At 66.9% G+C, this 23,595-nt stretch carries 4 protein-coding genes and 1 pseudogene; all 5 read right to left on the bottom strand.

What is annotated here, in order from left to right; all coding sequences use genetic code 11:
* Nucleotides 1-258, bottom strand: coding sequence for a DUF7161 family protein (locus EH231_RS20775; RefSeq protein WP_090430212.1), 258 nt, complete (start codon nucleotides 256-258; stop codon nucleotides 1-3).
* A complete protein-coding gene (locus EH231_RS34725; protein WP_124713220.1) occupies nucleotides 255-21,062 on the bottom strand; it encodes an alpha/beta hydrolase in 20,808 nt (6,935 codons plus the stop codon). The genes EH231_RS20775 and EH231_RS34725 overlap by 4 nt, the downstream gene beginning before the upstream one ends.
* Nucleotides 21,063-21,077: 15 nt before the next feature.
* Nucleotides 21,078-21,374, bottom strand: a complete 297-nt coding sequence (locus EH231_RS20785; RefSeq protein ID WP_090430208.1) for a WXG100 family type VII secretion target — start codon at nucleotides 21,372-21,374, stop codon at nucleotides 21,078-21,080.
* 4 nt (nucleotides 21,375-21,378) lie between these two features.
* Nucleotides 21,379-21,843 (bottom strand): YbaB/EbfC family nucleoid-associated protein, encoded by a 465-nt coding sequence (locus EH231_RS20790; protein WP_090430206.1) that lies wholly within the window; start codon nucleotides 21,841-21,843, stop codon nucleotides 21,379-21,381.
* 252 nt (nucleotides 21,844-22,095) lie between these two features.
* Nucleotides 22,096-23,526 (bottom strand): annotated as a pseudogene (locus tag EH231_RS34390) (MinD/ParA family ATP-binding protein); the annotation flags it as partial.
* Nucleotides 23,527-23,595: the final 69 nt, after the last annotated feature.

The following is a 23,595-nucleotide window of genomic DNA, read 5'->3' on the forward strand; positions in this document are numbered from 1 at the left end:
CTACTCCTCGTCACCTTCGTACAGCGCCAACTGGTCGAAAACCACCAACGCCACCCGGCCTGGGTCATCGGTCGGGTGCACCCGCAGCGTGTGGTGCGGGTTCGGTGCATCGTCGACGATGATCACGCTTTTTATCCCGGCCGGGAGGTTCGCCGGCCAGTCGATCTCGTCGGTCGGCTCCTCGACCAGGACGTGCGCGCGCTTTCCGCGCAGGCCGGTCTGGTCGTACCGCAACGGCGTGGGCTTCTGGCTGGTCATGTGGTGTCCTCTTCCTGATCCTGCGGACGGTCGTCGTCGGGCCCCCTCATGGGCGGCAGATCGGGCGGATTGTCCGGATCGATGCCGAGACCTGCGTTCACACTGCCACGGCTGCGGGTGGAGCTGGCAACGATGGCCTCGTAGATCTCGTCGCCGACCCGTCCCTTGGCGCGGTTCCGTTCCACGAGCTCGTCGAAGGTGGGGTTCGGTTCGTTCTCGTTGAGCCATTCGGCCAGCTGCCGGTCCGACATCAGGGAGCGGGTCCAGCTGCGGATCGTCGCTCTCATCCCGTACATCGTCCTGGCCCGTTCCTCGGCGCCGACGCCGTCGCGCAGGAGTTGGTCCCGAAGCTCCCGCATCCGCAGTTCGTACGTGGTGTAGACGGTGCGGGTCTCCTCGTCGGACAAGGTCCCGGCCGCATAGTGACTGTGGGTAGCACCGTCGATGATGGCTTGGTAGACGCCATCGCCCGACAGCCCCTTACGTTCGTAGCGGGCGACCAGATCCTCGAACGAGGGATTGCTCTCGTTCGCCGACAGCCAGTCGGCGGCCGGGCGGTTCTCCATCAGTTCCCGGGTCCAGGCCCGCAGCGAGCTGCGCAGACCCGCCAGGGTCCTGGCCCGGTCCTCGATATCCACGCCGTCCCGGACCATCTGCTCGCTCAGTGCCCGCAGCCCGAGCTCGAACTGCGAGTAGATCGCACCGGTTTCGATGTCGGAAAGGCTGCCCGGGGCCAAACGACTGTGGATGGAGGTGTCGACGATCGCTTCGTAGATCGCATCCCCGGTCAGGCCCCGCTCGGCGTTGCGCGCGACCAGGTCCTCGAAGGTCGGGGTGGTTGTGTTGCGCGAAAGGAACTCTGCGGCGTCCCGGTTGCTCATGAGCTGATAGGTCCAGGTGCGCAGCGAGTTCCGCAGTTCCGACAGCTGCCGGGCACGTTCCTCGGCGCTGACGCCCTCGCCGATGAGTTGTTCGTTGAGCTCGTGCATCCGGAGTTCGCCGTCGCTGAACAGCGTTGTGGCCTCTGCCATCGAGAGCGTGCCCGGCGTGTGTACGGGTACGCCCAGCCGCATGAGCGGATCCCCCTCGGCGATCGGCAGATGCTTGACGAAGTCGATCGAGGTGCCCTCCAGCAGCCGACGCCCCAGGTCCGGTTCCTCGGTGGTGGTCAGGTTTGCCAGGTCGATGGGCTCCGGTAGCCGGGGGTGGTCGACTTCCAGCCGCGCCACCATCGCGTCCAGCACCGACTTGGCCTCGGGGCTGACCAGGTCGCGCAGATCCTGGGCCCGCATTTTGATCTGGTCCAGCGCGCCCTGGAGGTGATGGAGATCAGGACCCCAGGTGAATCCGCGACGCGCCCACGCATTGCTGCCCTGCCAGTCGGAGACCAGCTCGATCCGGTCCACACCACAGCGCACGAAGTAACGCTCCAACTCCGACGTCAACGCCTTCGAGAACCCGTGGCCGCGGTACTGTCCGCTGTCGATGCTCAGCAAGCCGTTATAGGCGACGAGGTTGCCGTCATCGTCGCGGTCGAACGACCAATCGATCGAACCTATTTCGGTGTCGCCGTTCAGGATCACACCTGACAGCGCAACCCGGTCGCTTCCCGGAACCGCCTCGGCCTCAAGTTCGAGCCGGTAAGGCCCGTACACGCCGGACAGGTCGTCGGCGAACTGCTGGCCTCGAGCCGGGTCGGGATGGTCGACCAGTCCTGAAAGCGGCTCGGCGAAGCTGGTGTCAACTTTGCGGGTAGTGCGATCCTGGGAGCGGTACTCCTGTTGTCTCCGAACGAAATCCGGCTCTCCCGGTAGGCCCCTGACGTCTCCGACGGCATCTGCCGCGGCAAGCTGCAGAGCCACATCACCGAGCGGGTCGACTGGGTTGCCGTCGGAGTCCAGATAGCCAACCGCGGTGCGGTCCACCGCGACCTGCCCCCAGTGCGGTGGCCACCCAGCACGCTCCCCGCTGCGCCTGTCGACCAGGTAGATCTCACCACCGTCATTGACCGCGAGGTAGGCATGCCCACCTTGCCGCACGCCGGACCACCGCGATGCGAGGACCGCTGACGATCCCGGCCCCAACTGCTTCAGTCGTTCGGCCACTTCGGCGTAGGAAGCGAACTCGGCGCTGGAGCCGAGGGCTTCGAACAGCGACCGCGCCGCCACCCCGGACGGCGACACTTTTGCAGCGATCCGGAACGCGCGGCCATATCTGTGCGACAACACATCCGCGACGCCATAGGCACAGTTGTCGGCGGGATCGGCGACAGGAGGCGCAACATCATCGAGTTGCGCAGAACGCATCGCCGCCGGGTCCCGGACCTTCGCTGCCTGATCAGAATTGGTCACGAGGGTGCGGTGGGCTTCGAATTGGATGCGCTCGATGTGCCCGACGATCACACGGCCGAAATTGGCCAGCGATTCGTTACGTACGCCGGCATCCTTGTCAACGAACGTGCTGTAGAAGTTGTGGATGTCGTAGTCGCCACCCCGGGTCATCGCGGTCAGCGGGAATTCCGAGGTGATGCGCTGTGCCCCGAAGAAATCCATCGTGGGGTCGACACCGTAGCCGTCCCGGAAGTCACCTCTTGAGCCGGGCGTGGTGCCCCCGTGCCGCGTGAACGGATCGGTCGACGCCGTCGCCACATAGACGTCGACTCCCGAACCGAACTCACCGGCGTGGTTCATCGGGCCCAGGCCGGGAGATCCGTAGAGGGTCACCGTGCGGATTTCGCCGTCCAAGCGTGCGTTATCACCGGCATGGCCGGCCACGGTCGATCCCTGGCAGTGTCCGAATACGTGGTTGTTGCTGAACCTGGTGTCGCCTTCCGACCACGCAGTGCGGCCGGCGTTAAAGGCCCGGATGTCGTTGAAGAGCGCATCGCCACCGGTTTGTCCGCCATCGTCGAGCATCGTGTCGTAACCGATCCAGGTCATCGAGGACACGGACGCGGTCGGGTTTTCCAGCAGCGCTGAACTCGCATGGTTGAGGGCTGTTCCCATGCCTGGGCCCAGTTCCTGGATGGTCATTCCGCGCCCGGGGACGTTCCACACCACCGACTCCGCGAGATATGGATCGACACCGAAGCCGACGACGGCCATCCCCGCGCCGTGGAAGGCGTTGGTGTCGAGCCTCAACAGGTACGGACCATCGACTCCGGCCCGTCGGGCCGCCACAGCTCCCCGCTCCAGGGCCGCCTCAATGCTGTTGATACGCAGTAATTCCAGTTTCTTTTCGTAGCCCAGCCTGATGTCGCTGTCGAGCTTGGCCTGCAACCCGTCGCGATAACTCAGCCAATCGTGCAGCACCCGGGTGTTCGCCTCATGTCGGGCCAGCGGCGGAATACCTTCGGCGTTGCCGATCTGCACCGGATATGCCGCGATCAAGGCTTGCCGCTGATCTGCGCTCAGCCCTTTCCACCACGTTGCGTTGGCCCGCGCTGTCTCGACCGCTGTACCCGGATCGCCGGCGGAGCCCACCAGATCGGCGATGCCCACTGGTGGAGTCCGTTGCGCCAAGGCCTCGTCGGCCAGTTGAGCCGGTGACGGGGGGTCGGCGGCCGGCAAGCCTTTGACATCACCTACGGAGTCGGCCGTGCCGAGCCTGAGTGGGACGTCGTGCAGCGGGTTCACCGGGTCGCCGTTGCCGTCGAGGTAGCCGACCGCGGTGCGGTCGACCGCTCCCTGGCCCCAGTGCGGCGGCCATCCCGTGCGCTCTCCGGTCGCCGGATCGATCAGGTAGATCTCGCCGCCGTCGTTGACCGCCAGATAGGCATGTCCGCCGCTGCGGCCGCCCGTCCAGCGCGAGGTCAACACCGCCGACGAACCGTCACCGAGGCGCCGCAGAGAAGCTTCCACTTGGTCGTAGGAGGCGAAGCGCGACGAGGAACCGACGGCTTCGTACAGCGCGCGTGCCGGGACACCGGTGCGAGAGGGTTCGACCTCGACCCGGAAAGGCCGCCCGTATCGTGCTGACAACACGTCGGCCACCCCGTGCGCGCAGTTCTGCCCAGGTGTTTGCGTTTCGGCGACGGCAGGGCTCGGCAGGTACTTCACAAAGTGAACCGAGGTGTTGTTCAGCAACTTTCGGCCCAGCTCGGGTTCCTCGGCCGTGGCGAGGATCGCAAGGTCGATCGGTTCGGGTAGCCGCGGGTGACCGACTTCGAGCCGCGTCACGATGCCGTCGAGAACCGCCTGAGCCTCGGTAGCCACATGTGGGCGCAGTCGCAGCGCGGCGTCTTTGATCTCATTGAGGGACTGATCAAGGTGATAGAGATCGGTGGACCAGGTGAACCCTCGACGCGACCACGCGTTGCTGCCCTGCCATTTGGACACCAATTCGATGCGATCGACACCGGAGCGCACGTAGTACTGTTCCAACTCCGAGGTGAGCGCTTTCGAGAAGTCCCGCCCGCGGTATTCCTTGTTTTCGATTCTGATGATGGTGTTCTCGACCACGAGGTTGCCGTCCTCGTCGCGTGAGAACTGCCGCGACAGGTAGCCGATCTCCGTGTCCCCGCTGCGAATCAGTCCGTACAAGGTGAAGCGTTCGCCGCCGACGATCCGCTCGGGCGAGAACTCGACGTGGTACGGCCCATATCGCCCCGACAGGTCCTCGGCGAGTTGGCGGACATCTTCTCGGTCAAAGCTGTCGACCACTTCTCGCAGCTGCTCGGCGTAGCGGGTGTCGGCGCGTCGGGTTGCTGGATCCTGTGACCGGTATTCCTGTTGCTGCTGAGCGAAATCAGGCTCGCCGGGGTGCCCCTGGACGTCACCGACGGAATCGACGGCCTCGACGTCGAGGTACCTGACGGCATGCCAATTGGTATTGGTGAGTAACTTCTGGCCCAAATCGGGATGGCCTGGGGCACTGAGGCGCGCCAGATCGAGGGGCTCTGGCAGGCGCGGGTGGTCCGGGTGCAGCCGCTGGACAACCTCGTCGAGAACGGCCTGCGCCTCGGGACCGACCTGTGCCTGCAACTTCTGCGCTGAGTTTCTGATGCTGTCCAGCGAACTCTGCAGTTTCACAGGGTCCGGCGCCCAGCTGAAACCCCAGCTGGCCCAGGCATATGCACCGTCCCAGGCTGCTTCCATCTCGATCCGCTCGACACCCGAGTGCGCATAGAGGGGCTCCAATTGTTTGGCCAGGGCCTTGGAGAATCCCTTTCCTCGATGGGACGCACTGGTGATCTCGATCATCCCGTGCTCGGCGACCAGCTTGCCCGCGGCGTCCCGGTGGTACGACCAGTAGATCATTCCGATCTGCTTACCGGCGCTCATTATGTAACCGGCGATACCCGTGGCCTCGTCTGGAACCCGCTGCAGCTCAACGCGGAACGGGCCGTAGACGCCGGAGAGATCGGCTGCCAGCTGATGTACCCGCTGTGGGTCGGACGCATTGTCCACCACGTCGCCCACCGGTTCGGCGTAGCGGCTGTCCACCGCCCTGTCGGCCGGATCCTGTGCCCGGTATTGACGTTGCCTGTCCAGGAAGTCGCCGTCGTCCGGATGTCCCTGGACGTCCCCCACCGCGTCCGCTGGGGAACCTGCGATCTCATCGATGTACCTGATGCCGTACCAGGCTGCGCGGCGCAGCAATTCGCGGCCGAGCTCAGGATGGCCCTCTGCGGTGAGACTCGCGAGGTCGGCGGGTTCGGGCAATCGGGGATGGCCCGGCTCCAACCGCCCGATGACCTCTTCGAGAACCGCCCGGGCCTCGGGGGTGACCGAACTCAGCAGCCGTTGTGCGGCACCCTTGACCGAGTCGAGGGATTCCTGCAGTTCATCGGGACGTAGATCCCAGCTGAATCCCCGCCGGGCAGACGCGTAGGCGCCGTCCCGAACAGCCAGCAACTCGATGCGGTCGACTCCGGAACGCGTGTAGTACACGTCGAACGCGGACAGGAACGCCTTGGAAAAGCCCTTGCCCCGGAAGGCCTCGTCCTCGATCGTCATCTCGTTGTGGTTTGCGACGAGCTTTCCGCTCTCGTCGCGGATGAAGATCCGGTCGATTTCGCCGATTCGCCTATCGCCGCTGAAGATTTCCCCCGTGAGCTGCAGTGCGTTCGGCAGCGCTTCACCGCTGAACTGCACGCGGTAGGGCCCGTACACACCCGACAGATCGTCAGCGAGTCGCTGAGCCCGACCCTGATCCATCGACTCGCTGATCACGTCACCCAGGGGTTCGGCGTGGAGGATGCCCTGCGCGTCGCCGACCGCCTCGGCGCCGAGGTACTTGACGCCACTCCAGTACGTATCGGTCAACAGGTCACGGCCCAGATGGGGTTCCTGTTTTGTAGCCAGTGCCGCCAGGTCGATGGGTTCGGGTAGGTCGGGCCGGCTCGGATCGAGCCGCCGCATGACGTCGTCGAGGACTGCCTGTGCCTCGGGACTGACCTGACCACGCAGTCGAAGAGCGGAGTTTCTGACGTTGTCGACCGATGCCCGCAGCTTCGCCGGGTCGGGATTCCAGCTGAAACCCTGACGGGCCCAGGCATAGCCGCCGTCCTGCTCGGTGCGCAGCTCGATTCGGTCGACTCCGGAGATCGCGTAGTACTGCTCCAGCTGTGCAACCAGCGCCTTGGCGAAGCCTTTGCCGCGGAAGGCCTTGTTCGGGATGTCCACCACGTTCTGGTGAGCGACCAGGTTGCCGTCGCGGTCACGAACGTAGGTCTGCTGGGTGAAGCCGATCTCTTCGTCACCGCTGATGATCGCACCGCCGATGATGACCTCACCGGTGCGTTCGTCGGCAACGGCCCGGAACATCTCGACCCGGTACGGGCCGTATACCCCGGAAAGATCCGCGGCCAGTTGCTGTACCTGATCCGCGTCGAAGCTGTCGACGATCTGGCCCAGCGGTTGGGCATAGGTCGAGTCGACGCGGCGGGTGGTGGGGTCCTGGGCGCGGTACTCCTGTTGCCTCGCCGGGAAGTCATCGGCGGCTGGATGGCCCTTGACGTCGCCGACGCTGTCGGCGGCGTGCAGCGAGATCTGCTGGGGCGCATCGCCGATCCGGTTGAGCGGGTCACCGTTCTCGTCGAGGTAGCCGACGGCGGTGCGGTCCACCGCGTTTTCGCCCCAGTGCGGCGGCCACGGCGAGTACTGCCTCGTGCGTGGGTCGTACAGCTGCACCCGCCGGCCATCGGTGACGGCGAGGTAGGCGTGCCCGCCCTGACGCCCACCGTCGGCCGCCCAGCGCGACACCACGATTGCCGACGACCCGGCCGGTCTGCCCAGCAGTTCGGCCTCGATGTCGGCATAGGTCGCGAACTGGGAGGTCGAGTCCGCGGCCCGGAACAGTGCCCAGGCCGGTACCCCCGTACTCGTGGGGGCGACGGAAAGGTCGAAACGGCCGGGATAGATCCTCGACAGCTCGCCGGCCACGCCGTAGGCACAGTTGTCCAGGGCCGCGCGCGAAGTGGGGTCGCGCCCGAACAGATTCTGCAGCCACCCCTTCAGACCGGTCCGGGCCGGAGCAACCGATGCCGGGTCAAGGTATTTGACGTAGTGCACGCCGTTGCGGCCGTACACGGCGCCGGTTCCGTCGAGCAGGAGCTGACCGAGATTCGGTTCTGCGGTCGTGGCCAGATTCGCCAGGTCGATGGGTTCCGGCAAGCGCGGATTGCTCGGATCCAACTGTTGTACAACCTGATCCAGAAGTTCCTTGCCTTCGTCGCTGACGATCTCACGTAGCTCGCGGGCCGACTGCTTCACCCGGTCGAGCGATTCCTGGATCTGCACGGGCCTGGGATCCCAGGCGTAACCTCTTCTGGCCCAGGCGAAGCCGCCCTTGTCGTGGGTGGTCAGCTCGATACGGTCGATACCCGAGCGCACGTAAAAGCGCTCCAGCTCGGAGGTGAGGGCCTTGGAGAACCCTTTGCCGCGCAGGTTCTCGTCCGTAATGACCAGGCCGGTGTGGGCGGCTACCAGGGTGCCGTCAGGATCCCGGTTGAACTGCCGCGAAATGGTGCCGATCTTCTTGTTGCCGTCGAAGATGTCCCCGGACAGTAAGACCACGTCGGTCAGGTTTTCGGCTTTCAGCTGAATGCGGTAGGGCCCGTACACGCCGGACAGGTCCCGGGCGAGCTGTTGGACCCGGGCATGGTCGGAGGCGTTGTCGACCACGTCACCCAGTGGCTCGGCGTACCGGGTATCCACCACCCGGGTGGCCGGATCCTGCGCCCGGTACTCGGCCTGCTGCCGGGACAAGCCCGGATCCCGCTGGGGGCCTTGAACATTGCCGACGGCATCGGCAGCGTCGAGCTGTAGCGGCACGTCGGCGGTCATCGGCCCGACCGGATCGCCGTTGGTGCGCAGGTAGCCGACGGCGGTCTGGGTCACCGCGTGCTGGCCCCAATGTGGTGGCCACGGCGAGTACTGCCGGGTGTGCGGATCGTAGAGCTGCACGCGGCCGTCGACCTTGACCGCCAGGTAGGCGTGTCCGCTCTGCCGCCCACCGGTCCACTGCGATGTCAGCACGGCCACCCGCAGCGACGGGTCACCCAGCAGTCTGGCCTCGACCTCGCCGTAGGTCGCGAACGTTGCATCGGAGCCGACGGCCTGGAACAGCGCCCGCGCCGGCACACCGCGCCGCGACGGGGTGGCATCCAGACCGAACTTCCGGCCGAACAACGAGGACAACTCCTCGGAGACCGTGACGGCGCAGTTGGGCGGCCGGCGCCACAGCGCGTTCCAGAACCGCCGGCCCCCCACTCGATCTCCGGCGGGTTCGACGGTGCGCAGCAATGGCTGTTGGCGGCTGCGTCCCATCTCGGTGCGGCGCTGCTCTGCGACGACGCGGTCCGGATGCCCGGCGGCGACGCGCCCGAGATTCGTCGTCGCTTCGGTGTTCAGGAAGTAGGCGTGATGGGTGCCGCCCGTGAGCGGGCGGTTCATGGATGCCGGCGGCTCGGCGGTGACCCGCACGGCGCCAAAGGAATCCATCGCCGGATCGGTACCGAGGCCGATGCCCAGGATCCGGCCGTTGGAGGCGGAGGTACGGCCCCCCAACGCGGTGACCACATCTCGTGATGAGGAGGCGACGAACACGTTGTCTGCGCCGATACCGAACTCACCGGCGGTACGCACCGGACCGGCACCGGGTGAGCCGACCAGGGACACGGTTCGGACCTGCCCGGCGAGTCTTCCGTTCTGACCGGCGTATCCGGTGGTGGTCGATCCGTAGGAGTAGCCGAAGACGTGGTTACCGGTGAAGTGGCTGCCATCGTCGGCGAGTGTGTCGCGGGCGGCGTTGAATGCCGTGATGTCGCTGTAGAGGATGTCGCCGCCGGTGCGGGCCATACCGTGCCCGGCGGCACGCAGCGTGCTCCAGCCGCTGGGCGCGTCGTAGCCGACCCAGGCGATCGATGCCGCCGACAATCCCGGGTTCTCCTGCTGAACAGCCTGAAGGTGATTCAGTGCGGAGGTGGTGTTGAAGCCGAGCAGCGAGTCCATCGTGGTGCCGACGCCCGGCACGTGCCAGGACACCGAGTCCGCGGTATACGGGTCGGCGCCGTAGCTGAGCACGGCGCGCCCGTCACCGCCGAACTCCGATGCGTCGAAGGCCAGCAGCAGCGGTCCGTCCACCCCGGCCTGTGCGGCGTCGACCGCTGCCTTGCGCAGCGCGAGATCGAGTTTGTCCATCCGGCGGAGGAATTTCTTCTCTGCGCCGCTGAGCCGCTCCCCGCGATCCGCCTTAGACTGGACGGCATCCGCCTGCTCCCGCATCTGTTGCAGGACATTGCGGTTCGCGCGGTCGCGGTCCGCAGCGCTGATGCCTTCTGCGTTACCGATGTGCTGCGGGTATGTCTCGATGACGGCGCTGCGTTGCTCCTCGGTCAGGCCGGACCACCAGCGGGCATTGTTGGCCGCCCGCGCCGACGCCTCCTCGGCCGGTCCCATCGGATTGCGCAGTTCGTCGGGCCGCACCGGCGGAATCCGCCGTGCCAAGGCATCGTCGGCCACCTGCCGAACCGTCTCACTGAGGGCGGGTTCCGGTGCGGTCACGGAACTTTCATGCTCGGTGGACGATCGCGTTGGTGTATCTCCGAGCATGTTCCCGGTTCGGCCCGGGTGGTCGGTGGCGACCCAGTCCACGCCCAGGTCCCGGGCGAACTGCACGTCGGCCTCGTTGTTGACCGTCCAGCAGTAGGTGGCCAGTCCTCGCGCCGCGGCCGCGCCGACGAGTTCGGGATTGTTGCGCAGAGTTTCGATGGACGGCCCGATGGCCGTGGCACCCACTATGCCGGCCAGATAGCGGGCCGACGGGCCCAACAGAACCGTGGGGACGTTCGGCGCGGCCATGCGGACCCGCACCAACGCATCGGGGTAGAACGAGATCACCGCCGCCTTGACCAATTGGTCCGGTCCCGGGTTCGCCAGCCCGTGCCGTTCCAGCGCGGCGACCACCTCGCGCTCGATCTTCAAGCCCTGCTGCGCAGGATGTTTGGTCTCGATGAACAACGTCACCGGACGCTCGGCGTCCTGGGCGAGCTGGATGAACTCGTCGAGGGTGAGAATGCCGTGACCGTCGAAGTCGAGCGCCTGCAACTCGGCCAGCGTCATGTCGCCGACCCGGCCGGTGCCGTTCGACGTGCGGTCCACGGTCTTGTCGTGAATGAGCACCAATTCACCGTCTTTGGTGAGCCGGACATCGCATTCGAGGGCGCCCGCGCCCTGCCGTAGCGCTTCGGTGTACGCGGCCCGGGTCTGCTCCGGGAAGTCGTGGGAAGCACCCCGGTGGGCGACCACCTGGGTGCCGGACTCGCTGCGAACAGGCGGGCCCGCTTGGGTGACAACATGATTGCCGGTGAACGGCCCCGGCTCTCCCAATGTCTGACGGGTCGCATGGAAGGCGGCCAGGTCCCGGTGCAGCGCCCCGGTGTCGCCGATCCAGGCGATGGCCGCCGCGTCATGCGCTCCGTTGGAGGTTTGCAGCCCGTCGAGAGCGCGGACGGTCACGGTGCCCAGCTGCTCGATCGATCCGCGTGCGGTCTGCCAGGTCACGCTCGTGGCGTGGTAGGGATCGGCGCCGAAGCTGATGACGGCGTGGCCACCGCCACTGAACGCCGAGGTGTCCAGGGCGAGCACCAGCGGGGCTTCGAGGCCGGCTCGGGCCGCGTCGGCGTCGGCTTGCCGTACCGCGAGGTCGAGCCGGTCGACGCGCTCCAGGAAGGCACGTTCTTCACGGGTGGCCGGCCCGAACTGGTCGAGCTTTGTCCGGATGTGGTCGGCCCGGTCCCGATAATGCTGCAGCAAAGCGCGATTCGCGGCGTCGCGGTCCGCGGCCGGCCTGTTGTCGATGTTCCCTTGGGCCAGGCCGTCTGGGAGCCCCTGGACCCGGCCGATGGCGGCCGCGGCGAACTGGTTGTGCCACCGCCCGCGCTGGACGGGATCACCGTTGCTGTGCAGATAGCCGACGGCGGTTTGAGTCACCGCGTCCTGGCCCCAGTGCGGGGGCCATCCCGAATACTGCCGGGTGTGAGGGTCGAACAGGTACACCCGGCCGTCGATGTTGACCGCCATGTACGCGTGCCCGACGGGCTGCCCTCCGCTCCAGCGCGACGCGATCACCGCCATCGAGCCCGAGGGCCTGCCCAGCAGCGTCTCTTCGATCTGTGCGTATGTCGCGAAATCCGCGCTGGACCCGAACGCTTTGAACATCGCCCGCGCGGGTGTCCCACGGCGTGACGGCGCGGTGTCGAGTTGGATGTCCCGGCCGGTCCGTGCCGACACTTCCCCGGCCAGAACCTGGGCGCAGTCATTGCCGCGGGTCCAGCGCGGGATGGCGTTCCGGTTGTGTGTGTCGGTCGGGTGAAAGACACCGGGATCGTCGTCGAGCCGCATGACCGGCCTGCCCGCCGCGGGTTCTACGGTGCGGGAGCCGTTCTCATCGACAGTTCGGTGCGGTTCGGTGTGAACGTCGTCGTAGTTCCCGGCTGCTATTCGGCCGATGTTGGTCAGGGACTCCGTGCGAACCGCGTGCGAAGGGGTGACCAGCCACTGCCGGGTCCCCGGACCGTCGGTTTCCAGATGGTCGAAGTAGGCATTGTGGGTCGTCAGGGTGTCCTTGCGATCCATCGACGCGGGGAATTCGGCGCTGATGCGCTGCCCGCCAAAGGTATCCATCGCGGGGTCGGTGCCCAGACCGATGCCGAACCGGCCCTGCGAATCCGAGGTACGCCCACCCAGTCCGGTGACGAAGTCTCGGGACGACGAGGCCACGAACACGCGGTCCGTACTGATTCCGAAGTCACTGGCCTGCTGCAGTGGCCCGGCGCCCGGTGATCCGATCAGCGTCACCGTGGTGATGTGCGGCGCCAGCCTGCCGTTCGCCCCGGCGTAGCCCGTGGTGGTCGACCCGTACGAATGCCCGAACACATGATTGCCGTTGAAATGGCTTCCGTCACCGGCGAATGCGTCGTGCACCGCGTTGAAGGTGCTGATGTCGGTGTAGAGCATCTCGCCGCCGGCGCGGGCCAGGCCGGGCCGGGCCACGCGCGCCGATGCCGAATCGTTCGGTGCGTCGTACCCCAGCCAGGCGATCGAGGCTGCCGACAGTGAGGGGTTCTCGGTTCGCGTCGACTGCAGGATGTTCAACGCGCAGTGCATGATGTAGTCGAGCTTGTCCAGCTGGGAACCCAGGCCGGGCACGTACCACGACACCGATTCCGCCGTGTACGGGTCGACTCCGAAACTCACCAGCGCGCGTCCGTCACCGCCGAACGCCCCCAGGTCCAGCGCCAGCAGCAGCGGATGCCCGACTCCGGCCTGCTGGGCAGCCACTTCCGCTCGCTGCATGGTGGTTTCGAGCCGGTTGATCCTTCGCAAGAAGTCCAGGTCGCGATTGCCGGGGTCCTGACCGGCATCGACCTTCGCCTGCACTGCTGCTGCCCGCTCGGCGTGGCGCCGCAGCATCTCCCGGTTGGCCGTGTCGCGAACGGCAGCGGGAATACCTTCGGCGTTGCCGATCTGCTGTGGATACTCCTGGAGCAGAGCTTGTTGCTGCTCCTGCGACAACCCCGACCACCACGCGGCGTTGTTGCGAGCTCGCGCCACCGCTTGCGGTTCCCTACCCAGGGGATGTGCCAGGTCGTCGACAGCCAGCGGCGGAATCCGTTGCCCCAGCGCCTCGTCCGCGACCACACGCGCCACTGACGGCTCGATCTCTCCCGCACGCCACCGCGGATTCCACGGCCGTCGCGGGCCTTCGTGCTCTGCCTGGGTGTCGCCGTCCAATCGCAGTGGCCGTCCGGCCGCGGGATCTACCGTGCGGCCGTCGACCACCCGACGATGCCCTTCGAGGTCCAGCCTGTCGGTGCGCCCCGCGGCGATCCGCCCGGAATTGGCCAGGGATTCGGTCCGCACCGGCGGACCGTCGCCCTCGCTCACATGGTGGTAGTAGCTCTTGTGTGTCCCGACGGTGCTCGCCGTGTTCATCGACGCCGGGAACTCGGAGGTGACCCGGACTGCCCCGAATTCGTCCATCGCCGGATCCATGCCCAGCCCGCGCCCCGCGAAGCGGCCGTTCTGCTCCGCTCTGCGCCCACCGAAGCCGGTGACCGGATCCCGCGACGAGGACGCGACGAACACGTTGCCGGGGTCGAGCCCGAATTGACTGGCATGGTGCATCGGTCCGGCACCTGGAGAGCCCAGCAATGTCACGGTGCGGACGTCGTTCGCCAGGCGTGCGCCCCGGCCCGCGTAGCTCACGGTGGTCGAGCCGTAGGAGTGGCCGAAGATGTGGTTTCCGTTGAAACGGCTGCCATCTCCGGCCACGGTGTCGCGGGCGACATTGAAAGCCCGGATATCGGAGTACAGGATCTCGGCACCGGCGCGCGCCAACGCAGGACTCAGCACCCGGCCACTGGCCGCGCCGTTGGGCGCGTCATAGCCGATCCAGGCAATGGACGTGGCCGCGAGTGTGGGATCTTCGCGCATCGTCGACTGCACGTGGTTCAGCGCGTTGCGCATGTTGCCTTCGAGCTTGTCGACCGTCGTCGCGAATCCGGGTACCAGCCACGACACCGAATCCGCCTGATACGGATCCGCACCGAAGCTCACGACCGCCCGGCCGTCACCACCGAACTCGAACGGGTCCAGTGAGAGCACCATCGGGCCGCCGACCCCGGCCTGCGCCGCGTTGGCCGCCGCTGCCTGCAAGGCGAGGTCCAGACGATTCACCCGCAACAGATTGGCGAGGTCGTTCTTCCCCGGCCGCACACCACGGTCGATCATCGACTGCACGTGATCGCGGAAACGCTTGATCGCCAGGCGGTTCGCGGCGTCCCGGGCTGCCGGCGGGATACCTTCCGCGTTGCCGATCCGTGACGGATACGACTCGATCAGCGCCTGTCGCTGCGCATCTGTCAGACCCGACCACCACACGGCATTGCCGCGGGCCCGCGCCACCGCGTCCCCGGCCCTACCCAGCGGATTGACCAGATCGGCTGCACCTGCGGGCGGAACCCGCTGCGCCAGAGCCGCATCCGCCACCGCCCGGGTTGCCGTGTGCTGGGTCTCGCCGCTGGACGGAGTCCAGGTCGGTTCGGTGACGGCGTGCCGTGGGTCGACTTCGATGTCGGCATCACGCCACCGCGGATTCCACCAGTTGCGGCCCTGGTTGTTGTTCCGTGCCCCCGCTGGTTCGACGGTTTCCCTGCGAGTTCCGAAGAAGCGCCCGGGCCGCTCCGCCATGGTGCGGTGTGGTTCGAGATCGAGTCGTTCGGTGTGCCCGGAAGCGATGCGGCCGACGTTGGCCAGCGACTCGGATCGGACAGCGTTCGCCGGAGTGACCAGCCACTGCCGGGTGCCCGGGCCGTCGGTCTCCTGGAAATCGAAGTACGCGTTGTGGGTCGCCGTGGTGTCCTTGCGGTCCATCGACGCCGGGAACTCCGCGCGGATCCGCTGCGCGCCGAAGGTGTCCATCGCGGGATCGGTGCCCAGACCCCGGCCCCACCTTCCATGCGAATCCGGCGTACGCCCACCGATGCCCGTCACGAAATCCCGAGAAGACGACGCCACGAACACGTTACGAGGGTCGATCCCGAAATCACTGGCGCTCTGCAATGGGCCCACGCCAGGAGAACCCAGCAGCGTGATCGTGCTGACGTGCTCCCCCAACCGGCCGCCACGTCCGGCATAACCAGTGGTCGTCGACCCGTAAGAATGCCCGAAGATGTGATTGCCGGTGAAATGGCTACCGTCCCCGGCGAACGCGTCACGCGTCGCGTTGAAGGCGCTGATGTCGGCGTGCAGGATGTCACCGCCGGCCTCGGCCAACTTCGTACTGCCAACTCGGACCGTCGCCGAGTCATTCGGTGCGTCATAACCCAACCAGGCGATCGAAGCCGCCGATATGGACGGGTTCTCGGTTTGCGTCGACTGCAGGATGTTCAATGCGCAGTGCATGATGTAGTCGAGCTTGTTGATCTGCGACCCCATGCCGGGCACGTACCACGACACCGAGTCCGCCACGTACGGGTCGACGCCGAAGCTCACCAGCACACGTCCGTCGCCGCCGAATGCCGGAGGGTCGAAGGCGAGGACCAGCGGCTCCCCCACACCGGCCTGCTGAGCGGCCACATGCGCCCGTTGCAGAGCACTCTCCAGCCGGTTCACCCGCAGCAGGAAGTCGAGCTGTGTGTCGTTGGGTTGGGTACCGGCATCGATCTGCGCCTGGATGCCGGCGGCACGGTCCAGATAGCGTTGTAGCACACGGCGATTGGCCATGTCGCGGTCGGCGGCCGGGATGCCTTCGGCATTGCCGATCTGGAAGGGGTACGCCTCGATCAGATCGGCCCGCTGCTGCTCGCCCAGTCCCGACCACCACGCCGCGTTGGCTCGTGCGCGGGCCACCGCCTGAGGCTCGTTCCCCAGTGGAGTGACCAGATCTTTGATGCCCACTGGCGGGATCCGTTGCCCCAGCGCCTGATCCGCTGCCACCTGCGCCGCTGACGGCTCGACCTCGCCCGGATGCCACCGAGGATTCCACCGGCGTGGCTCCCCCGGCTGGTGGGTGTCGATATCACCGTCCAGCCGCAACGCCCGCCCGGCGGCCGGTTCGACGGTGCGCCCGTCGACGACTGTGCGGTGCCCTTCCAGGTGCAGTCTCTCGGGATGCCCGGCGGCGATCCGGCCGAAGTTGGCCAGCGATTCCGTGCGCACCCGTGGATCGGTGTCACCGTCCATGTAACGGTAGTAGCTTCGGTGGGTGCCGACGCTTCCGCCGTCGTTCATCGATGCTGGGAATTGGGCGGTAACACGCACCGCCCCAAACGTATCCATCGCCGGATCGAGGCCGAGACCGCGTCCGAAGAACCGGCCGTTCTCACCGGCTGTGCGCCCACCCAACCCGGTGACGGGGTCCAGCGAGGAGGACGCGACGAACACATTGTCGGCGCCGATCCCGAAATCGCGGGCATGCCGCATCGGACCCGCACCCGGCGAGCCCAACAGCGTCACGGTGCGGATGTCGTTGGCCAGTCGGCCGTTCCGACCGGCGTAGCTCGCGGTGGTGGAACCGTACGAATGCGCGAAGATGTGGTTGCCGCGGAAATGGCTGCCGTCACCGGCCACGGTGTCGCGCGCCGCGTTGAACGCCCGTATGTCGCTGTACAGAATCTCGGCGCCCTGGCGTGCGAGCGTCGGCCTGGCGACCCGGGGGGTGGCCGAATCGTTCGGCGCGTCATAGCCGATCCAGGCGATCGACGTCGCCGCCAGCGTCGGATTCTCCTGGAGCGTCGACTGCAGGTGGTTCAGCGCATTGCGCATGTTCCCTTCGAGCTTGTCGATCGTCGTCGCGAACCCCGGCACCAGCCACGACACCGAATCCGCCTGATACGGGTCCGCGCCGAAGCTCACGACGGCCCGGCCGTCGCCGCCGAACGCAGGCGGATCGAATGCCAGCACCAGCGGAGCATCGAGGCCGGCCTCGGCTGCTTCGCGCCCCATCTGTTGCAACGCGGCATCCAGGCGGTTCATGCGCAGCAGGTGGTTCTTCTCCGGCTTGGTCAGCTTTTCGCCGCGATCGAGCTTCTGCTGCACGTGATCCCGGGCCATCTGCAGGGCGGTGCGGTTCGCCAGGTCGCGGGCGGCCGGCGGAATGCCCTCGGAATTGCCGATCCGCGTCGGGTATGTCTCGATCAACGCCTGTCGCTGTTCGTCGGTCAGGCCAGCCCACCACCGCACGTTGGCCTCGGCCCGGGTTCGGGCGTCCTCGGCCACCCCGAGTGGATTGACCACATCGCCGGCACTCACGGGGGGATCCCTCTGCGCCAGCGCATCATCCGCGATCTCGCGCGTGCTCTGGACAGCGGGCGCGACCGGCTCAAGAGCAGGAGTATCGGTCTCGGACGACGGTTCGAGTTGTGTGTGGGTTCCGCGATTGGCCCCGAAGGCTTCCGCCCACGGGTCGACCCCGAGGCTGAGTTCGGCGATCGGCGTTCGTCCGGCCAGCGCGGCCGGAACATCGCGCGACGTCGATGCCACGTAGACGTTGTCGGCCCCGATCCCGAACTCGGCGGCGCGGCGTACCGGTCCGGCTCCCGGCGAGTCTGTGAGGGTGACCGTGCGAATATCGTTGGCCAGCCGACCATCTCGGCCCGCATAGCTGACGGCGGTCGAACCGTAGCCGTGGGCGAAGATGTGGTTGTCGGTGAAGTGGCTGCCGTCGGCCGCCACGGTGTCGCGGCCCGCGTTGAACGCCCGGATATCGCTGTAGAGAACCGCGCCGCCCTCGCGCGCGGACCCGTGCCCCGCCACCCGCCACCCACTCCAACCGCTGGGTGCGTCGTAGCCGAGCCACGCGATCGAGGCCGCTGACTGCCCAGGGTTGGCCTGGAGGGTGGCCTGCAGGTGGCTGAGAGCGCCGTCCATGCAGGCGCCGATCCGGTCGATCGTGGTGCCCTGCCCCGGCACGTGCCACGACACCGAATCCGCTCGATACGGATCGGCACCGAAACTGACGACTGCTCGGCCGTGGCCGCCGAATTCCGACGCATCGAAGGCCAACAGCATCGGCGCGTCGACCCCGGCCTCCTGAGCGCGGGCTTGCGCGTCGGCGAACGAGCTCTGGATCCGGTCCAGCCGAGCCAGCATTCGGCTCTGACTGCGGGTCAACCGCTGGCCGCTGTCCCGCCAATCCTGCAATTGCCGGCGTTGTGCCTCCAGCAGTTGGGTGTTGGCCGCATGGCGGGCCGCCGGCGGGATGCCCTCCGCATTCCCGATGTGCTGCGGGTGCATGTCGATCAGGGCGCGCTGCTCGGCGCCCGTCAGCCCGGTCCACCAGGTCGCGTTGGCGCGGGCCCGGGCGTCCGCTGATTCCATCAGCCCCAGCGGGTTTCGCAGGTCACCGGCATCGACCGGGGGCACGCGTTTCGCGAGTGCCTGGTCGGCGATCTGGCTCTGGGGTATGACATGTCGCCACTGCTCACCCGGCGCTTGGTCCTGCGTGCCCTGTACGTCGCCCACCGCGATCGCCGCGGCGAGATCATCGGGTCGGGACCCGAGCTCGTTCACCGGATTACCCTGTGCGTCAAGGTAACCGACGGCGGTCACCGACACCGCACTCTCACCCCACGATGGCGGCCAGCCCTGCCGCTCCCCGCGGTGCAGCAGATATACGTCCCTACCGTCGAAGACCGCGACGTAGGCATGCCCGCCCTGGCGCTGCCCGTTGCCCGCCCATGCCGACGTGATGACCGCGGCCGAGCCGGGTTCCATGCCCCGCAGCGTGGCCTCGATCTCGCCGTAGGTGGCGAAGTCCGCTCCCGAGTCGGTGGCTTCGTACAACGCCCGCGCGGGCATTCCGGTGGACGACGGCTCCCCGGCAACCGGGTAGTCCCGGCCGAAGTGCGCCGACAGATCATCGGCAGCGTCGAGCACACAATTCTGGTCGCCACGCGTCGGAACCGAGACCTGCTCGCCGGTGTTCGGCGCGTTGTTCTGGTTCGTGTCCCGCGCGGTCTCCTGGATCCGCGCGGCCGGGACTCCCGCGGCCTGCGATTCCGGCCCAGCGGGCTGAGCTGTCGGAGGAGTCTGCTTCGGCTCGACGGGCTTCGAATCAGATTTCGTCGCAGCCGGTTTGGTCGCTTGCTCGGGTGTGTTGGTTGTGGTCGTGGGTGTGGTGGTCGTGGGTGTGGTGGTCGTGGTCGTCGGCGTTGAGGTGACCGGTGCCGGCGAGGTGGCGGGCGATACCGTGCTCGGCGACGACGGAGCTTCGGCAGGTGCCTGTGCGATGTCTGCGACCTCGGGAGCAGCTTGTGCGCCTTCGACGTGCTGCGCACCCTGGACGTCGGAAGTCGCATCGACCTGTCCCGCATCGACCGACACTGGTTCGGCAGCTACTGCGGCGTGTGGCACGTCCGTCGTCGAGACATTCGCCGCCGGGTCGGCGGCATCCTGGTCCGGGCTGAGCATGGCCGTGTGTGCGGGCTGATCCGCGGCGATGTCGGCCGAATCGCTGTTGTCGTGCTCCGACTTTGACGGCTCGTGCTGCTCATCCCGGTCGGCGGGCACATGTTGGCTTTCGGTGTCGGTATCGGCGTTGGTATCGGTATCGGCGTCGGCTTTGTCGGGTGCCTCGTCGGAGTCCTGATCCGTGGACTCGTCGAGCGCACCGTGACGTTCCCCGTTCTTGGAAGTCGCCTTCGAATCGGACTGCGGTGTCGTGTTGTTCGTCTGGCCACTGCTTCCGCGCCCGGTTCCCGCCTTGGCCGGTGCGGCCGACTGTCCGGTGGAATCGTTCTGCGGAGTTCGGTTGGCTGTGGTCTCACCGTCGTCGTCGGTGTCCTGCTGGCCGGTGTCCAGCCTCCCGTCCGGATTCTCACCACGCAGACCGACATTCGGAGCATCGGGCCGTGCCGGACCCGCCGGATTCGTCTGGTTGCCCTGCTGAGGTGCATGGCCTCCGCCGATGCCTTTCAGACCGCCGATGCTCGTGCTGGTGGAACTGGCGAGGATCGAGATCGTGTCGAACTCGCCACCGACCGACAACGTGCCGGCTACGTTGCCCGACACGCCGGCGGTGAACATGGTGGTCGCGCCCTTGGTCGCCGCCATGAACCGGTTGCGGGCAGGTCCGAGCCCGTGCGCGACCGGGACAGCGGTGGCTCCACCGGCTCCACCACCGACCGTCGAAGCGATCGCGGTCTGTTTGAACCGGTCCCACCGGTAGTCGGCGTGTCCGTTGTTGGCCTGGATGCCCTGGACGATCCCCTCTTGAAGCAGGCCCTGCCCGAGCTCCTCGAAGGATTCCTGGATGGTTTCGTGCAGGAGCCGTTTCATCATCGTCTTGGTCAGCAGTTCGGCCATCTTCTCGCCGATACGCCGGATCGCCCACGCGACGAGCGCACGTATCCACGCCATCGTGGTTGTCTCGATGACGGGAATCGCCGCTGTCGACGCTCCGAGCGTCGTGCTGGACATGGCCAGGCTGTAGGAGATTTCGGCGGCGGCGAGAGCCAGTCCGACGATGATCGACAGCTTGCTGTATTCGATCTCGGAGCTGAAGTTGGTGGCGCCCTCACCCATCCCCGAAATGCCTTGGGCGAGTTTCTCCACTGTGTAATCGCCGTCGAACAGCATGGCGAACTGCTTCTCCGCGGCATCGGCGGTGTCGCCGAACAGAACCGACATCGTCTCACCGCGGACCCTGCTCAGGTCCGGGATGAGGTCCTGAAGTGCCTCGGCCGCGGCTTGATAGTGCTCGCCGATGCGGCGGGTGCGGGTTTCACTGCCTTGCGGCCACTCACCGCCCGCGAGATATGACACCCATTGGAGCTCGGGTGGGATCTGGATGTCCACGCGGTGTGGTGACCGCTACGGCTGGTCTTGCTGTTCGAAGGAGTCCGCGGAGCCCTTCAAGCCGTCCGAGTAGTAATCGAGCAGGTCGGTCTTGACCGCCACGGACCCGTCGACCCAATCCTTTTGCGCCAGATACCCTCCGCCGCCTTTCGCGAACCCGTCACCCATCTTGTCGTCACCCCATGCGGCACCTTCGGCCGCCAGATTGGATTGCAGGGACGACAGCACGTTCTTCATCCTGACGCTGACGTCATTGAGGTCCTTCGAGGTGGCCCGCAGGTCAGAAGGTCCGACACCGAGTTCGTCAGCCATCGATTCAGCTCCTCACGGTGGGGAAGGCGGATTCGTCCCGGTCGTCGTCCTCTGGCTCGCCCGCTCGGACGACCGCGTCATCGTTGCCGTATACAGCTCTGGTCAGATCGCGCAGATCGGGCGCACTGTCGACGACGTCGGACAGCGACGGCATCATCCGCCGCCGTTCCTCGATCGGCATCATCAGGGCAGCCGACCGCTGCGCCACGAGTTGCGCGGCGGACTGCGCGGCCTCTGTCACGTGACCACCGAGTTCTTCGAGCTCGTACTCATCGAGATAGGTCTCGTCGATCACGGTTTCGACGACATGACCCCGGGCGTCGACGGTCACCTCGACCAGGCCATCGGCTGCCTGGGCGCTGGCGGTGAGCTGCGCCTGCTCGCGCTGCACCGCCGCAATATCGGCCATCTGCTCTTGGACCAAGGCAAGCACCTCGGTCATCTGATGCCGGAGGGCATCGTTACTCATTCCGATCAGTGTTCCAGATTCCCAAACCCGCCGCCACGTTCTTTGCCGAATTCGATTACGGCCGACCGTATTTGAGTGCACGAACAATTACGTCTGCGAAATTGCCATCGTCGCAATGCCACTCACGCCACAATTTGCCACCCGCGCGTAGATAACCGAGGTTTACTCGGCAGTCCGCGTCCCTCACCGATAGCTCTCACACCCTTGACTGATGGGCGCGTTCTTTGCCCCCCCACCGTGGGGGCGAGGCCGTCACCCGTACTGGGGTGCGGCGCGCAGCCTGGGAAACTTCTCCGCAACGGCCGCAGCCAATTCCAGATACGCCTGGAGCGTGGCCGGATCCAGCAGGTCGAAGTCGACGTCGGCACCCTCCGCCAGATGCGGATCGAACGGGATCATGTGCACCGAACGGCATCGGGCTTGGAAGTGCTCGTAGACCTTGTCCAGTTTGAGTTTCGCCGATCCTGGCCGCGAGGCACTGAGCACCACGTGCGCTTCGCGGACCAGCGCGGAGTGACCGTGCTGCATCAGCCAGTCCAGCGTCGCCGATGCGCTGCGGGCCGCATCGATCGCGGGTGAGCTGACCAGCACGATCGCGTGCGCCAGATCGAGCACGCCCGCCATCGCGGAATGCATGATGCCGGTGCCGCAATCGGTGAGGATGATGTTGTAGTAGCGACGCAGGATGCTGACGGTGCGGCGGTAGTCCGATTCGCCGAACACTTCCGAAACCGCTGGTTCCTGCTCGCTGGCCAGGACTTCCAGTCGGCTGCCCGCCATGCGGGTGTGGCTGCGGACATCGGCGTAGCGCTCGATGTCGGGATCCGACAGCAGGTCCCGCACGGTGGACTGGCTCGACGCATCCCGAACCCGTTCGGCCAGCGTCCCGCGATCCGGGTTGGCGTCGACCGCGATCACCCGGTCCTGCCTCATCATCGACAGCGCCGAGCCCAACCCCAGCGTTGTCGTGGTCTTGCCGACACCGCCCTTGATCGACAGCACCGCGATCCGGAAGTCGCCTGCGATCGGCTGACGGATCTGGGCCAGCAGGTCCTCCCGCTCACGCTCCCTGCGTGATTCACCGGGATTGACGTGACCCGCACTCGCCAGATGCACAGCCCGGCGCCATCCGGAGTGAGGTGCGTTGCGGGCGCGGTTGATGATTCCGGCGTCGTCGAGTGAAGGCGGCACCGGCGAGTACTGCGGTGGCGCAGCCGCGCCCGGCGGCGGCAGGAGCGGCGGCAACGGGGGCATGAACCCCGGCGGCGGCAACGGCGGCGGAGGCGGCGGCAACGGCGGTAGTGGTGGTGGCGGTGGCGCCGCCTCCGGCGGCAGCGATGGTCTAGCCGCCTCCGGCGGCAGGGCACGCCTTGCCGTCTCAGGCAACGGCGGAATCGGGATCAAACCGGTCGGCGGGTCCTGCTCCGGTTCCGGTTCAGGCTCGCGAGCGGGCTCGTCGACGTCGAATCGTTCGGCGAACTCGCGCGACCCGATCGAGCTGTGCATCTGCCACGGCGGCGGGGCAAGCCTGCGGGCAGGAGCCGGCGCAGGCGCCGCAGGAGGAGGAGACACCACAAAGGCGTCGGTCGTGTCGTCGGCAGGTGACGTGGCGGTATGGGCCTGCCGGGCCGACCGTTGCGCCGCAATCTGTTCCAGCAACGCAGCCGCCCGGGCCTCCACCGCGTCCAATTCGCCAGGCGCCAAGTCGTCGAGCGATGTGGGCTCGCCGATCGGCCGATTCTCGTCCGGCAT

The sequence above is a fragment of the Mycolicibacterium nivoides genome (assembly GCF_003855255.1).
Taxonomy (GTDB): domain Bacteria; phylum Actinomycetota; class Actinomycetes; order Mycobacteriales; family Mycobacteriaceae; genus Mycobacterium; species Mycobacterium nivoides.